Origin of the sequence: Streptomyces sp. NPDC057137 (genome assembly GCF_042670825.1) — a bacterium.
Lineage (GTDB): Bacteria > Actinomycetota > Actinomycetes > Streptomycetales > Streptomycetaceae > Streptomyces.
In genome coordinates, this window is the sequence record NZ_JBHUUW010000082.1 from 15225 (window position 1) to 31020 (window position 15796).

Below are 15796 nucleotides of genomic sequence, written 5' to 3' on the forward strand. Positions count from 1 at the left end.
TATCACCAGTCACCGCCCGCATGATGGTGGCACGCCAGGGTGACAGAGGGGGGTATCAGGGTGCATTGAGGAACGCCGCGTCGGCTGTGCCGGGGCGTGCCGGCAGCTCGCCGGACGGGCCGTCGGGCAGGTCGTCGGACACCTCGTCGGGGTCGTCGGGCCGCGACCGGTGGGCGGGCGGACTGTCGGTGGTGTGCGGCAGGATGGGACGGATGAGGAGCGACGAGCCCGACGAGGTGTCCGGAGATCTGCCCGAGTACGCGGAGCGGGTGCTCGACGTGGCCGACCTGATCCCGCCCGGCCGGGTCATGGCCTACGGCGACGTGGCCGAATGGCTGGGCGAGGGCGGTCCGCGTCAGGTCGGCCGGGCGATGGCGCTGTACGGCGGGGCCGTGCCCTGGTGGCGTGTGGTCCGCTCGGACGGTGTGCTGCTGGCCGGTCATGAGCTGGAGGCCCTGACCCGCTACCGGGAGGAGGCGACCCCGTTGCGGGAGGCCTCGCGCAGCGCCGAAGGCCATCTGCCGCGCCTCGATATGAAACGGGCGCGATGGGACGGCCGGCCGTCGGAAACCGGCATCGAGTCGCCGGAAACTGACACTGGGTCGTCGGAAACCGGCACCGATACGGGCGATGCTGCTCACATCTGACAGTTTCTGACATTCCACTGCGCTGTGGGAGGTCCTGCGGGTCTGCTGAGGACCGTACGGATGACCGGACCCCGCGATCACCGGGTCAACCGGGTCCGCCGCACCCTCCGCCGCAGCCGCGAAGGCCGTCAGATCAACAGGCGGACTCCACGCTTCCGCGCCGCCCCTCGGCGTAGCCTCGTCAGCTCGCGACCCACACACCTCAGAAACCCCCGTCACCACCAGCATCCCCTCCAGGACCGGCGATCCACGTGAGTTCCTCCTTTTTCACCGGGCGTACCCCGCACCGTCGGGTACGGCAGCGGCCCTCCGCTGCGTACCGACTGCTGCGCACGGCGCCGGTCGCGGTGGAGCCCCCTGTGCTGGACGCAGCGCAGCGCCCGGTGGTTGACCATGACCGCGGGCCGTTGCTCGTCCTCGCGGGTCCGGGCACGGGGAAGACGACCACGCTGGTCGAGAGCGTCGCCGCACGGGTCGCGCGGGGGGCCGATCCGGAACGGATGCTCGTCCTCACCTTCAGCCGCAAGGCGGCGGTCGAACTGCGCGACCGTACGGCGGTGAGGCTGGGCGGCGCGCAGGGGCCGCAGGCGACCACATTCCACTCATTCTGTTACGCGCTGATCCGTGCCCATCAGGAGGCCGACCTCTTCACCGAACCGCTGCGGCTGCTCTCGGGACCGGAGCAGGACGTCGCCGTACGGGAACTGCTCGCCGGCCAGCTCGACCTGGAGCGCGAGGGGCTGGCGCACATCCGCTGGCCCGACGAGCTGCGGGCCTGTCTGACCACGCGCGGCTTCGCCGACGAGGTACGCGCGGTGCTCGCCCGCAGCCGCGAACTGGGGCTCGGTCCGCACTCCCTGGCCGTCTTCGCGCGGCGTACGGGCCGCCCCGACTGGACGGCCGCCGCCTCCTTCCTCGCCGAATATCTCGACGTGCTGGACATGCAGGGCGTCCTCGACTACGCCGAGCTGGTCCATCGGGCCGTGCTGCTCGCCGAACGGCCCGAGGTCGCGAAGTGGCTGGCCGACCGGTACGACGCGGTGTTCGTCGACGAGTACCAGGACACCGACCCCGCGCAGGTCAGACTGCTCAGGGCGCTCGCCGGGAACGGCCGCACACTGGTGGCGTTCGGCGACCCGGACCAGTCGATCTACGCGTTCCGGGGCGCCGACGTGAACGGCATCCTCGACTTCCCGGACGCCTTCCCGCGCGCGGACGGGCGCCCGGCCCCGGTGGAGGTGCTCACGACCTCCCGGCGCTCCGGCGCGGGGCTGCTCGCCGCGACCCGGCTGCTCACCCGCCGGATGCCGCTCAACCGGCTGCCGGCCGAGAAGGTACGGGCGCACCGCGAGCTGGCGACGGTCCGCGAGGGCGGCCGGGTCGAGACGTACACCTATCCGACCGCCTCGACCGAGTTGGAGAACGTCGCCGACATCCTGCGGCGCGCACATCTTGAAGAGGGCGTGCCGTGGAGCGAGATGGCGGTGCTGGTACGGGCCGGCGGCCGGACCATCCCGGCCGTGCGGCGGGCCCTCACCTCGGCGGGCGTGCCCCTGGAGATCGACGGCGACGATGTGCCGCTGCGTCATGAACCGGCGGTGTCGCCGCTGCTGACGGCACTGCGCGCGGTCGCGACGGCGGCGGTTCGGTCGGCACAGGGGGATGCGGAAGGGGATGCGGAGATCTCGGTCGGGGCGGAGGCGGAGGCGGACGGCGTGGAGGCCGAGGCGGGCCCGGATGACGCCGACACTGACCGTGTCCCCGACACCGGTGCCGTGGTCGAGGGTGACTGGCTCGACGTCGAGACCGCGCTCACGCTGCTCACCTCGCCCCTCGGTGGCATGGACGCCGCCGACCTCCGCCGCCTCGGCCGGGCTCTGCGCGACGAGGAGCGGGCCGCCGGGAACCGCGTACCACCGCCCTCCGACGTACTCCTGGCCCGCGCCCTCGCCGAACCGCAGCGCCTCGTCACGCACGACCCCGCCCACGCGCGCGGCGCGCAGCGGCTCGGCGCGCTGCTCGCCAAGGCGCGTGACCTGCTGGCGGGCGGCGGCACCGCCGAGGAGGCGCTGTGGGAGCTGTGGGACGGCACTCCCTGGCCGGCCCGGCTGGAGCGGTCGGCCCTGCGCGGCGGTGCCGCGGGCCGTAACGCCGACCGGGACCTGGACGCGGTGTGCGCCCTGTTCGACGCGGCGGCACGGGCCGAGGAACGCACCGGCGGGCGCGGCGCCCTCAACTTCCTTGAGGAGATCGACGCGCAGGACATCGCCGCCGACACGCTCAGCGGCAGATCCGTACGGCCCGACGCCGTCCGTCTGATGACCGCGCACCGCTCCAAGGGCCTGGAGTGGCGACTCGTCGTCGTCGCGGGCGTCCAGGAAGGGCTGTGGCCCGACCTCCGGCGTCGTGGCTCTCTTCTGGAGGCGGACAGGATCGGCCGTGACGGTCTGGCGGAGCCCCTGACTCCCGGCGCCCTCCTTACAGAGGAGCGACGCCTCTTCTACGTGGCGGCGACCCGCGCCCGTGAACGGCTCGTCGTCACGGCGGTCAAGGCCCCCGCCGACGACGGCGACCAGCCGTCCCGCTTCCTCACCGAACTGGGCGTCGACCCCAAGGACGTCACCGGCCGGCCACGCCGTCCGCTCGCCGTCGCCGCGCTCGTGGCCGAGCTGCGCGCCACGACCGTGGACCCGCAGGCGACACCCGTACTGCGCGACGCGGCGGCCCGACGGCTCGCCCGGCTCGCCGCGCTCAGCGACGAGGAGGGCCAGCCGCTCGTCCCCGCCGCCCACCCGCACCGCTGGTGGGGCCTGTACGAGCCGACGCACAGCGCCGTCCCCCTGCGCGACAGGGACCAGCCCGTGGCGCTGTCCGGCAGCGCGCTGGACCAGCTCGCCAACACCTGCGCGCTCCAGTGGTTCCTCGGGCGCGAGGTCAAGGCGGACGAACTGTCCACCGCCGCGCAGGGTTTCGGCAACGTCGTCCACGTCCTGGCCGACGAGGTGGCCTCCGGCCGTACCCCCGCCGACCTCGCCGTCCTCATGGAACGCCTCGACTCCGTCTGGGACGCTCTCGCCTTCGACGCGCCCTGGAAGTCCCAACAGGAGAAGAGCCACGCGCGCGTGGCGCTGGAGCGCTTCCTGCGCTGGCATGTGATGGACCGTGCCGGGCGCACACCGGCGGCCACCGAGCACGCCTTCGACGTCACCCTTGAGGCGGGCGCCTACGAGGTACGGATCCGGGGCTCCATGGACCGGGTGGAGCAGGACGCCCAAGGGCGCGCCTACGTCGTCGACTTCAAGACCGGCAAAGCGGCTCCTACTAAAGAAGAGGTCGCGCACCACCCGCAGCTCGCCGTGTACCAGCTCGCGGTGGGGGAGGGCGCGGTGGACGAGGTCTTCGACGGGCGGCGGCCGGAGGCCGGGGGCGCCGAACTCGTACAACTGAGGCAGGCGGCGGCCAAGAAGGAGGGCGGCGAGGACCTGCCCAAGATCCAGGCGCAGGAGCCGCTCGCGGGGGAGTGGGTCGGCGACCTGCTCGCGAGGGCGGCCGGGCGCGTACTGGACGAACGCTTCACGCCGAGCGCCGGCCAGCACTGCGCGCACTGTTCCTTCCGCGCGTCGTGCAGCGCGCGGCCGGAGGGGCAGCAGATCGTGGAGTGAGTGCCTCTCCCGGATGAATCCCCTCGTGCACATGCACCCTTCGCGACTCCTCGCGCGGTCGGAGAGGGAACGGCACGGAGGCACGGAGTACGAGACGTGCCAGATGTGCGAGGAGACAGCAGATGACCGCGATCAAGCGGAAGTTCCTGATGCCGGTGCTGGTGAGCGCGATCACGGTGGCCGGTGCGGCGAGTTGTTCCACCGGCGGCGCCAGGGTGGTGGACGGCGCGGCCGAGAAGGAGGCGGCGGCCGCCGCGGAGCAGGTGGCCGCGGCGTCGACCGCGGCCACGTCGGCCGATCCGTTCGCGGGCCTGAGCGGCCCGCAGATCGCCCGAAAGGCCGTGACGGCGACCAAGGGCGCCAAGTCCCTGCGGCTGACGGCGGAGGGCACCGACGACGGCCGGCGCCTCAAGGTCGACTTCTCGCTGGACAAGCGGGGCACCTGCTCGGGAGGGCTGCGCCGGGACGACAGCGAGGCGGAGTTCGTCGTGGTGAAGAAGGTCACCTACATCAAGGGCGACGAAGAGTTCTGGAGCTCTGTCGGCCTCACCGAGAACGAGAGGGACGAGAGCGCCGACCCCGACCGCCCCGACGACCTGACCGAGGCGCTCAGAGGCAAGTGGCTCAAGATCCCCGCGGGCGCGAGCGCCACCGCACTGGCGCTGGGCGGCGCGTGCGACCTGGACGCGATGCTCGAAAACCTCGACACCGCCGGCGGCAAGGGCCTGACCAGGGGCAGCGCCGCCGAGGTCGACGGCCGCAAGGCCGTGACGCTGGTGAAGCGGGACGCCGGCAAGACGCAGACGACCTACGTGGCGGCCGAGGGAGCGCCCTATCTGCTGAAGGCGGTCAGCGAGGGCGGCCAGACGCCGGGCACGGTCCTCTTCGGGGACTTCGGCGTGCCGGTCAAGGCCACCGTCCCGCCGGCCGACCAGGTCGTCGACCTGCGGGAGATCCAGCGGTCGGAGAGCAGCCCGCCGGCCGACTTCTGAGGCCCTGGGGGCCACCGACAACCCGCCGGCGCGGCGATGGTGATGTCTCACACCGGGCGGTCGTGACGTCGGACACCAGGCGATGGTGACGTCGGACACCGGGCGATGGTGACGTCGGACACCGGGCGACGGTGACGTCGCACACCAGACGGCCGTGACGTCCGGATCTGTCTGAACTGTCCGTCGTCCTCCTGTCAGTGGTCCCCGATAGCCTCTCTGAAGTGTCCGCTCGTATCACCGACCCCGCGCAGCTCAACGAACTCCTCGGCATCCCGTTCACCCCGGAGCAGACGGCGTGCATCACCGCACCGCCCGCACCGCAGGTGATCGTCGCCGGGGCGGGCTCGGGCAAGACGACGGTGATGGCGGCCCGCGTGGTGTGGCTGGTGGGCACCGGCCAGGTCGCGCCCGAGCAGGTGCTCGGACTCACCTTCACCAACAAGGCGGCGGGCGAGCTGGCCGAGCGGGTCCGCAAGGCGCTCGTACGGGCCGGGGTGACCGACCCCGATCTGCTCGACCAGGACAACCCGCCCGGCGAGCCCCGCATCTCCACCTACCACGCGTTCGCCGGACAACTCCTCACCGACCACGGCCTGCGGATAGGGCTTGAGCCGACGGCCCGGCTGCTGGCCGACGCCACGCGCTACCAGCTCGCCGCGCGGGTGCTGAAGGAGGCCCCCGGCCCGTATCCCTCCCTGACCAGATCGTTCCCCGCCCTGGTCGGCGATCTGCTGGCGCTCGACGCGGAGTTGGCCGAGCACCTCGTCCCGACCGGCGAACTCGCCGCGTACGACACCGAACTGCTGCACACCCTCGAAGGCGCCCGGCTCACCAACGCCGACCTGCGCAAGGTGCCCGAGACCGCCACCGCCCGCCGCGAACTGCTCGATCTGGTGGGGCGGTACCGCAAGGCCAAGAGTGCCCGCGATCTGCTCGACTTCGGCGACCAGATCGCCCTCTCCGCGCGGCTGGCCCTCACCAGGCCCGAGGTCGGCCGCATCCTGCGCGACGAGTTCCGCGTGGTGCTGCTGGACGAGTACCAGGACACATCCGTCGCCCAACGCCTGCTCCTGTCGGGCCTCTTCGGCGCCGGCACCGGCCACGCGGTCACGGCCGTCGGCGACCCCTGTCAGGCGATCTACGGCTGGCGCGGCGCCTCCGTCGCCAACCTGGACGACTTCCCCTCCCACTTCCCCTACGCCGACGGCACCCCGGCCGCCCGTTTCTCGCTCAGCGAGAACCGCCGCAGCGGTGGCCGCCTGCTCGACCTCGCCAACGGTCTCGCCGGGCCGCTGCGTGCCATGCACGAGGGCGTGGAGGCCCTGCGGCCCGCGCCCGGCGCCGAACGCGACGGCATCGTGCGGTGCGCCCTCCTCCGTACCCATGCCGAGGAGCTGGACTGGCTCGCCGACTCCATCGCGCATCTGGTGCGCACGGGCAAGGAGCCCGGCGAGATCGCCGTGCTGTGCCGCACCGCCGGTGACTTCCCCGAGATCCAGAGCGCGCTCGTCGCCCGTGACGTGCCCGTCGAGGTCGTCGGTCTCTCCGGGCTGCTCCATCTTCCGGAGGTCGCCGACCTCGTGGCGATGTGCGAGGTCCTCCAGGACCCGGGCGCCAACGCCTCCTTGGTACGGCTGCTCACCGGCCCGCGCTGGCGGATCGGCCCCCGCGATCTGGCCCTCCTGGGCCGCCGCGCCCGCCTGCTGGTCCATCGTGCGAGCGGCGCCGACGCCGACGATCCCGACGAACGACTGGCGGCGGCGGTCGAGGGCACCGACCCCGCCGAGGTGATATCGCTCGCCGACGCGCTCGACACATTCCTGGAGTCGGCCGGCGGCAAGGACGACGGTCTGCCGTTCTCCGCCGCCGCGCGCGTCCGATTCGCCCGGCTCGCGGCCGAACTGCGCGATCTGCGCCGCTCGCTGGCCGACCCGCTGATGGACGTCCTGCACCGGGTCCTCGCCACCACCGGCCTGGAGGTCGAACTCTCGGCGTCGCCGCACGCCCTGGCCGCGCGCCGGCGCGAGACCCTGGGCAACTTCCTCGACACGGCGGCCTCCTTCGCCGCGCTCGACGGGGACGCCACGCTCCTCGCATTCCTCGCCTTCCTCAGGACGGCGGCGCAGTACGAGAAGGGGCTCGACAACGCGCTGCCCGGCGGCGAGAACACGGTCAAGGTCCTCACCGCGCACAAGTCCAAGGGACTGGAGTGGGACGTCGTGGCCGTCCCCGGCCTGGTCACCGGACAGTTCCCCAACAGCAAGGCGCGCGAGGCCTGGACGTCCCAGTCGAAGGTCCTGCCGCACGCCCTGCGCGGCGACGCCCCGACCCTCCCGGAGGTGCCGGGGTGGGACGCCAAGGGCCTCAAGGCGTTCAAGGACGAGATGCGTACGCACCAGCACAGTGAGGAACTGCGCCTCGGCTACGTGACGTTCACCCGCCCGCGCTCGCTGCTGCTGGGCTCGGGCCACTGGTGGGGCCCGACCCAGAAGCGCGCCCGTGGCCCTTCGGACTTCCTGCACGCCCTGCACGACCACTGCGCGGCGGGCTTCGGCGAGATCGAGGTGTGGGCCGACGAGCCGCCGGAGACCGAGGACAACCCCGCGCTGCTCGCGGCGGCCGAGGCGCGGGCGTGGCCGCTCCCGCTGGACCCGGAGTCCCTGGCCCGCCGCCGCACGGCGGCGGACACGGTCCTGGCGCACCTGGACGCGCTGACGGCCTCGCCCTGGGCGGGGGAGACGCCGCACGACGAACCGGCGCTCCAGGAAGGCGCCCCGGCGCCGTACGACGCGTACGACGACCCGGCGGACAAGCCGGACGAGTTGGACGCCCCAGGCGCCGCAGACGCCCCCGACGAGCCCGATGCCCCCGACGAGTGGGAGCACGACGATCTGGCGGACTGGGACAACTGGGAGACGGGACGTGACCACCCGCGGCACGAGGAGATCCCGGAGCACCTGCCGGCCCCCCGTACCCCGGCCGACGCGTCCCCGCCCTCAGTAGGAGGCGGGGACGGCGAACGCCTCACCCCGGAGGAGACCCGCACGCTCGCCTCCTGGGACCGCGACCTCGACGCTCTCTCCGGCGAGCTGCTGCGCGCCCGCGCACGCGTCCGCGACGTTCCCGTGCCGCCGTCGCTCTCCGCCTCCCAACTGCTGCGCCTGGCCGCCGACCCCGACGGCTTCGCGCAGGAGCTGGCCCGTCCCATGCCCCGCCCGCCGCAGCGCGCCGCGCGCCGGGGCACCCGGTTCCACGCCTGGGTGGAGTCGCGGTTCGACGCGCTGCCGCTCCCGATGCTCGGCCCCGACGAACTGCCCGGCGGCGCCGCCGACGAGCCGGAGATCGCCGACGAACGCGATCTGGTGGCCCTCAAGGAGGCCTTCGACCGCACCCCGTACGCCCGGCGCACGCCGTACCGCGTCGAGGTGCCGTTCCAGCTCACCCTCGCCGGCCGGGTGATCCGGGGCCGTATCGACGCGGTGTACCGCGACGTCGACCCGCTGACGGACACCGTCACGTACGAGATCGTCGACTGGAAGACCAGCCGCGGCCGTACGGCCGACCCGCTCCAGCTCGCGGTCTACCGCCTGGCCTGGGCCGAGCAGCACGGCATCCCCCCGGACACGGTCACGGCCACCTTCCTCTACGTACGGAGCGGCGAGTCCGTACGCCCCGAGGGCCTGCCCGGCCGCACCGAACTGGAACGCGTCCTGCTGTACGGCACGGATGACGGCACCGATGAGGGCACCGACAGTGGCACGGACGACGGCACCGATCGCACCTCCGCCCCCGACCTTGGCGACAACACGTCAGAACCACATCTCGAACGGCGAACGGCAGACGAGAGCACCCCCGGAGCCGGATAGGCTCGATGTATGAGCGAGACCCCGGACAGCGCCGTCCGTACGCACACCCGTGACTACATCCGGTCCCACCGTGCGGCCTTCCTCGACGACCTCGCCGAGTGGCTGCGCATCCCGTCCGTCTCGGCGCAGCCCGACCACGACGCGGACGTACGGCGCAGCGCCGACTGGCTCGCGGCGAAACTTCGCGAGACCGGCTTCCCCGTCGCGGAGATCTGGGACACCCCCGGCGCCCCCGCCGTCTTCGCGGAATGGCCGTCCGACGACCCCGGGGCCCCGGTCGTCCTGGTCTACGGTCACCACGACGTACAGCCCGCGGCCCGCGAGGACGGCTGGCACACCGACCCCTTCGAACCGGTCGTCCAGGACGGCCGGCTGTACGCGCGCGGCGCCGCCGACGACAAGGGACAGGTGTTCTTCCACACACTCGGCGTCCGCGCCCATCTCGCCGCCACCGGCCGCACCACCCCCGCCGTGCATCTGAAACTGCTCGTCGAGGGCGAGGAGGAGTCCGGCTCGCCGCACTTCCGCGCGCTGGTCGAACAGCGGGCGGCCCGCCTCGCCGCCGACGCCGTGATCGTCTCCGACACCGGCATGTGGTCCGAGGACTCCCCCACCGTCTGCACCGGAATGCGCGGCCTCGCGGAGTGCGAGATCGAGCTGTACGGCCCCGACCAGGACATCCACTCCGGCTCCTTCGGCGGCGCCGTACCGAACCCGGCCACCGTCGCCGCCCGGCTTGTCGCGGCGCTGCACGACGAGCACGAGCGGGTCACCGTGCCCGGCTTCTACGACGGCATCACGCCGCTCACCGACACCGAGCGCGCGCTCATCGCCGAGCTGCCCTTCGACGAGGACGCGTGGCTGCGTACGGCCAAGTCGCACGGCACGCTCGGCGAGGCCGGGTACTCCACCCTGGAGCGCGTCTGGGCCCGTCCCACCGCCGAGGTCAACGGCATGGGCGGCGGCTACCAGGGCCCCGGCGGCAAGACGATCATCCCGTCGTCCGCCCGGCTGAAGCTCTCGTTCCGGCTGGTCGCGGGCCAGGACCTGGACCGGATCGAGCGGGCCGTCGGTGACTGGATCGACACCAGGATCCCGGCCGGCATCCGCCACAAGACCACCTTCGCCGCGGGCACCCGCCCCTGTCTGACCCCGCTGGACCATCCCGCGCTCCAGTCGGTCGCACGGGCCATGGGCCGCGCCTTCGACCAGAAGATCCGCTTCACCCGCGAGGGCGGCTCGGGACCGGCCGCCGACCTGCAAGACGTGCTCGGCGCACCCGTCCTGTTCCTCGGCATCTCCGTACCGTCCGACGGCTGGCACGCGCCCGACGAGAAGGTCGAGATCGACCTTCTGCTGAAAGGCGTGGAGACGACCGCCTACCTCTGGAGCGATCTCGCCGCCGCTCTCCGCTGAACAGACACCCATCCCATCCGGGGGAGTTGGAAGTACCAGTGAGCACCACCACCAGCGGCGGGGACTCCGCCGCAGACCGGCCGATCGTCCTCGCCTCCCACAGCGGCATCGACCGGGCCGCCCACCATCGCCTCGACGAGGCGTGGCTGGCCGCGGCCTGGAGCCACCCGACGACGCGGGTCTTCGTCGTCTCCGCCGGTCAGGTGCTGATAGACGACACCCCGGACGGCCGCACCGAACTCGTCATGACCCCGTCCTTCGAGGCGCCCCTCACCGAGACCCACCGCTACTTCCTCGGTACGGACGAGGACGGCGTCAGCTACTTCGCTCTGCAGAAGGACTCGCTGCCGGGCCGCATGGACCAGTCGGCGCGCCCCGCGGGTCTGCGTGAGGCGGGGCTGCTGCTCTCCCCGCGCGACGCGGGCCTGATGGTCCACGCAGTGGCGCTGGAGAACTGGCAGCGGCTGCACCGCTTCTGCTCCCGCTGCGGCGAGCGCACGGTGATCGCGGCGGCCGGCCACATCCGCCGCTGCCCGGCGTGCGGCGCCGAGCACTACCCCCGTACCGACCCCGCCGTGATCATGCTCGTCACCGACGAACAGGACCGCGCGCTCCTCGGCCGCCAGGTGCACTGGCCGGAGGGGCGGTTCTCGACGCTGGCGGGCTTCGTGGAGCCGGGGGAGTCGATCGAACAGTCCGTGGCACGCGAGGTGTTCGAGGAGGCGGGCATCACGGTCGGCGACGTCGAGTACGTCGCGAGCCAGCCCTGGCCGTTCCCCTCCAGCCTGATGCTGGGCTTCATGGCCCGCGCCACGTCCTCCGAGATCACCGTGGACGGCGACGAGATCCAGGAGGCGCGCTGGTTCTCCCGCGACGACCTGCGGGTGGCGATCGAGTCGGGCGAGGTCCTGCCGCCGTCCGGCATCTCGATCGCGGCGCGGCTGACGGAGCTCTGGTACGGAAAGCCGCTGCCGAAGCCGCTCAGCTGACCGGAACGCACTGGTACAACACACCGGAACAGACCGGAACACGCAGGAGCCCCCGCCGACCGGCGGGGGCTCCTGCGGTGTCGTACCGGGCCCGTGGGCTCAGGCGCCGACCTTCTGCTTGACCTGCGCGAGGGACGGGTTCGTCAGTGTCGAACCATCCGCGAAGAGCAAGGTCGGCACCGTCTGGTTGCCGTCGTTCGCCTTCTCGACGAACGCCGCCGAATCCGGGTCGTGCTCGATGTTGATCTCGGTGTACGCGATGCCTTCGCGGTCCATCTGGCCCTTGAGCCGACGGCAGTATCCGCACCATGTGGTGCTGTACATCGTCACGGTCCCCGGCATGTCTCTCGCGCTCCTCTGGCAGGCTCGAAATGTCTTCGCTGACAGGTGAACGTACGTGACCTGGTCACCATTCCCGTACTTGTACGAACAACGGGACTCCCCTGTGGACAAGTGCAGCACCAGCCTCACGGGACCTGGCAGCATGGCGGGGTGACAGCAGCAACGCACTCCTCACTCTTCCCGCAGGATTCCGACGGCAGCCAGTTCGTGGCCCCGCCTCGCGACGCCGACGCGGTGCTCGACGGGCTCGACCCGGAGCAGCGCGAGGTCGCGACGGCGCTGCACGGTCCGGTGTGCGTGCTGGCCGGTGCCGGCACGGGCAAGACGCGCGCGATCACCCACCGGATCGCGTACGGCGTGCGGGCCGGGATCCTCCAGCCCGCCAGCGTCCTCGCCGTCACCTTCACCAACCGGGCGGCGGGGGAGATGCGCGGACGGCTGCGCCAGCTCGGCTCCGGCGGTGTCCAGGCGCGCACGTTCCACTCGGCGGCGCTGCGCCAGCTCCAGTACTTCTGGCCCAAGGTGGTCGGCGGCGAGCTGCCCCGGCTCCTGGAGCGCAAGGTCCAGCTGGTCGCGGAGTCGGCGGCCCGCTGCCGGATCCGGCTCGACCGCAACGAGTTGAGGGATGTCACCGGCGAGATCGAGTGGGCCAAGGTCACGCAGACCGTGCCCGCCGACTACCCGGCCGCCGTCGCCAAGTCCCACCGCGACGCCCCGCGCGATCCGGCGGAAATCGGCCAGATCTACGCGATGTACGAACAGCTGAAACGAGACAGGTCGGTGATCGACTTCGAGGACGTCCTGCTCCTCACGGTCGGCATCCTCCAGGACCGGCACGACATCGCCGAACAGATCCGCAGCCAGTACCAGCACTTCGTGGTGGACGAGTACCAGGACGTCAGCCCGCTCCAGCAGCGGCTCCTCGAACTCTGGATGGGCGACCGGGAGAATCTCTGCGTCGTCGGCGACGCCAGCCAGACGATCTACTCGTTCACCGGAGCCACCCCGGACCATCTGCTGAACTTCCGCACGCGTCACCCGAGCGCGACGATGGTGAAGCTGGTCCGTGACTACCGCTCCACCCCCCAGGTCGTGCACCTGGCCAACGGCCTGCTGAATCAGGCCAGGGGCCGCGCCGCCGAGCACCGGCTGGAACTGATCTCGCAGCGCGACGCCGGTCCCGAGCCCGTCTACACGGAGTACGCGGACGAGCCGGCCGAGGCCGAGGGCACCGCGCGCCGTATCCGCGACCTCATCGCGGCGGGCGTCCCGGCCGGCGAGATCGCCGTGCTGTACCGGATCAACGCCCAGTCGGAGGTCTACGAACAGGCTCTCGCCGACGCCGGGGTGCCCTACCAACTCCGGGGCGCCGAGCGGTTCTTCGAGCGCCAGGAGGTACGGGAGGCGGGCGCGGCCCTGCGCGGCGCGGCCCGCTTCGGCGGCAACGACTCCCTGCTGGACGACGTCGTCGATCTGCCGTCGCAGGTGCGGGCGGTGCTCTCCACCAAGGGCTGGACCACCGAGCCTCCCACGGGCTCCGGCGCCGTGCGTGACCGCTGGGAGTCGCTGGCCGCTCTCGTTCGGCTCGCCGAGGACTTCGTCCGGGCCAAGCCGACCGCGACCCTCGGCGATCTGGTCGGCGAGTTGGACGAGCGCGCCGCCGCCCAGCACGCCCCGACCGTCCAGGGAGTCACCCTCGCCTCGCTCCACGCGGCCAAGGGCCTTGAGTGGGACGCCGTGTTCCTGGTCGGCCTGACCGAGGGCATGATGCCGATCACGTACGCCAAGACCGACGAGCAGGTCGAGGAGGAGCGCAGGCTCCTCTACGTGGGGGTCACCCGCGCCCGGCTGCACATCTCCCTTTCTTGGGCGCTCTCCAGGGCCCCCGGGGGCCGGGCCTCCCGGCGCCCCACCCGCTTCCTGAGCGGTCTGCGGCCGGGCTCCGCCGCCCCGGGAACGCGGGGCGCCGGCGCGGCGGCGGGCGGCGCTGCCGAGCGCGGCGGCCGGCGCAAGCGGCGCGGCCCGGTGCTGTGCCGCGTCTGCGGCACGACGCTGACGGACGCGGGCGAGATGAAGCTGATGCGCTGCGAGGGCTGCCCCTCGGACATGGACGAGGGGCTGTACGAGCGGCTGCGCGAGTGGCGCTCCGACCAGGCGAAACAGCTGGGCCAGCCCGCGTACTGCGTGTTCACCGACAAGACGCTGATGGCGATCGCGGAGTCCGTGCCGGGCGACGACGGTGAGCTGTCCAGGATCTCCGGCGTCGGTGGCCGCAAGCTGGAGCGGTTCGGAGCCGATGTCCTCGCCATCTGCGCAGGTGAGGAGCCTGTTGGGGAGGACGAGGAGAGCTGATACAAACTCGTCGAGAAAATAGTTTGCGCCCGCCCCGCGAATCACCATAGGTTCTTAACCACGGGAACGGCGGGCTTCTCCGAAGCCCCGTCCCCGTGCTCTACTTGTCCGAAGTGGTATCCGGATTTCGATACGCCGAGAGGAGGCGATTCCAGTGATCAGCATCACCAGCAAGTTCGTCAGCACCGCCAAAATGACCGATCTCTCGGTCGTCTCCGGCTGCTCTCTCGACGTTCTGCGGCCCGGCTTGCTCGCCACTGATGGATCTTCGTTCATCGCCACCGCTCTGTCCGGCGCCCGCGCCGGCCGGATCAACCCCGTGACTCTCCCTGTCGCAGGCGTTGTCACAGGCGGCAATGAGCGACCGAGTAAGGCACTGGCAGCAGAAGTGGCGGCAGCACAGGCCAAGGCCTATGAGTTCGCGGCAGCCGGTGCCGAATCGAAGAAGCAGACGAAGCAGCACCACACGATGTGGGCCATCCGTGGGCCTGAACCCTGGAGTGATCCAGCCTGATTCATGATCAGGCCGGCGCCTTCAGGGCCGCGGAACCCCACCCGGGATCCGCGGCCCTTCTGTTTGTCCCGAACGGGACGGACGGAGCGAAGGGGCCTCGGGAGAAGACACCACCCGGTACCAGCCGACACCTGGCCAACAGGCCGGACCGACCAGACGAGGAAGACACCACCGTGCAACTCGAAGCGCACGCCCCGTCCGTACCGCCTTCCGAAACGATCACCCCGCCCCGCGCCACGGAGGACTCCACCTTGACCCCGCTCACCGCGCTCACCGCGCTCACCGCGCTCGACGACGCCATCGAGAACCTCGGCGTACCCGTTCCCTGCCGTGCCTACGACCCCGAGGTCTTCTTCGCGGAGTCCCCGGCCGACGTCGAGTACGCCAAGTCGCTCTGCCGCACCTGCCCGCTGATGGAGGCTTGCCTCGCCGGCGCCAAGGAGCGGCGTGAGCCGTGGGGTGTCTGGGGCGGCGAACTCTTCATCCAGGGTGTGGTCGTTGCCCGCAAGCGGCCTCGTGGCCGTCCGCGCAAGAACCCGGTCGCGGCATGAACGCCACCGGCACCATCGACCGCCCTTTCACGCACGATCCCAAGAAGCAGGCCCCGATGACCTCTTCCCTGCGAGAGCCGTCCGGCTCCGCCGTTTCAGCTGTCAGTACCACCGGCGCGAGCGACTCGCGTCAGAACAGGACCCGCGAGATGCAACTCATCCCAGAAGCCATGGCACGTGTGCATATGGCCGAGCGCCTGCGTGAAGCCGATGCGGAACGCCAGGCCGTGCGCCTGGTCGCCGCTCGGCGGATGCAGCGCCGCGCCGAGCGCGTGTCGATGCGCGCCCGCCGCGCGCTGGCCATGGCGGTCATGAACTGACCACCACCGGCCGGGCGCGACAACGCCACGAGCCCTGAACACCTCAGACGCGGGGGGGCGGGGCGGAACGGCCCGCCCCCCCCCGGGGGGTGTAAGGGAACGGCCCACCCCCCCCCCACAGCCGCGGCCGCCGGGTGCACCACCG

The 15796-nt window shown here is 71.9% G+C and carries 11 protein-coding genes; 10 read left to right on the top strand and 1 reads right to left on the bottom strand.

The window, feature by feature from the left end:
- Positions 1-212: 212 nt before the first annotated feature.
- The 6 genes from ACFT9I_RS35950 (at position 213) to nudC (ending at position 11572) form a co-directional block, all read left to right on the top strand.
- A complete protein-coding gene (locus tag ACFT9I_RS35950; RefSeq protein WP_382571511.1) occupies positions 213-647 on the top strand; it encodes an MGMT family protein in 435 nt (144 codons plus the stop codon).
- 251 nt (positions 648-898) lie between these two features.
- A complete protein-coding gene (locus ACFT9I_RS35955) occupies positions 899-4309 on the top strand; it encodes an ATP-dependent helicase (protein WP_382571512.1) in 3411 nt (1136 codons plus the stop codon).
- A 122-nt stretch (positions 4310-4431) separates the two neighbouring features.
- A complete protein-coding gene (locus ACFT9I_RS35960) occupies positions 4432-5301 on the top strand; it encodes a hypothetical protein (RefSeq protein ID WP_382571513.1) in 870 nt (289 codons plus the stop codon).
- Between the two features lie 221 nt (positions 5302-5522).
- Positions 5523-9167: a UvrD-helicase domain-containing protein gene (locus ACFT9I_RS35965; protein WP_382571514.1), complete on the top strand. Its 3645-nt coding sequence runs from the start codon at positions 5523-5525 to the stop codon at positions 9165-9167.
- A gap of 9 nt (positions 9168-9176) precedes the next feature.
- On the top strand, positions 9177-10583 hold the full coding sequence (locus ACFT9I_RS35970) for a dipeptidase (RefSeq protein ID WP_382571516.1): 1407 nt from the start codon (positions 9177-9179) through the stop codon (positions 10581-10583).
- A 38-nt stretch (positions 10584-10621) separates the two neighbouring features.
- Positions 10622-11572, top strand: a complete 951-nt coding sequence (nudC, locus tag ACFT9I_RS35975) for an NAD(+) diphosphatase (protein ID WP_382571518.1) — start codon at positions 10622-10624, stop codon at positions 11570-11572.
- A gap of 99 nt (positions 11573-11671) precedes the next feature.
- Here the strand turns inward: nudC and ACFT9I_RS35980 are convergent, their stop codons facing one another.
- The gene (locus ACFT9I_RS35980) at positions 11672-11914 is read right to left on the bottom strand and encodes a mycoredoxin (protein WP_382571520.1); all 243 of its coding nucleotides are present in this window, start codon (positions 11912-11914) and stop codon (positions 11672-11674) included.
- A gap of 150 nt (positions 11915-12064) precedes the next feature.
- Between ACFT9I_RS35980 and ACFT9I_RS35985 the strand changes: the two genes are divergently transcribed.
- The 4 genes from ACFT9I_RS35985 to ACFT9I_RS36000 all read left to right on the top strand — a co-directional run bounded on the left by ACFT9I_RS35985 (position 12065) and on the right by ACFT9I_RS36000 (position 15651).
- Complete coding sequence (locus ACFT9I_RS35985) at positions 12065-14266, top strand: ATP-dependent DNA helicase UvrD2 (RefSeq protein ID WP_382571521.1); 2202 nt, start codon at positions 12065-12067, stop codon at positions 14264-14266.
- Positions 14267-14420: 154 nt separating this feature from the next.
- Positions 14421-14780 (top strand): hypothetical protein, encoded by a 360-nt coding sequence (locus tag ACFT9I_RS35990; protein ID WP_382571522.1) that lies wholly within the window; start codon positions 14421-14423, stop codon positions 14778-14780.
- Positions 14781-14953: 173 nt separating this feature from the next.
- Entirely contained in the window at positions 14954-15331 is a 378-nt protein-coding gene (locus tag ACFT9I_RS35995) for a WhiB family transcriptional regulator (RefSeq protein ID WP_382571523.1), read from the top strand.
- The gene (locus ACFT9I_RS36000) at positions 15328-15651 is read left to right on the top strand and encodes a hypothetical protein (protein WP_382571525.1); all 324 of its coding nucleotides are present in this window, start codon (positions 15328-15330) and stop codon (positions 15649-15651) included. The genes ACFT9I_RS35995 and ACFT9I_RS36000 overlap by 4 nt, the downstream gene beginning before the upstream one ends.
- The last annotated feature ends 145 nt before the right edge of the window (positions 15652-15796 follow it).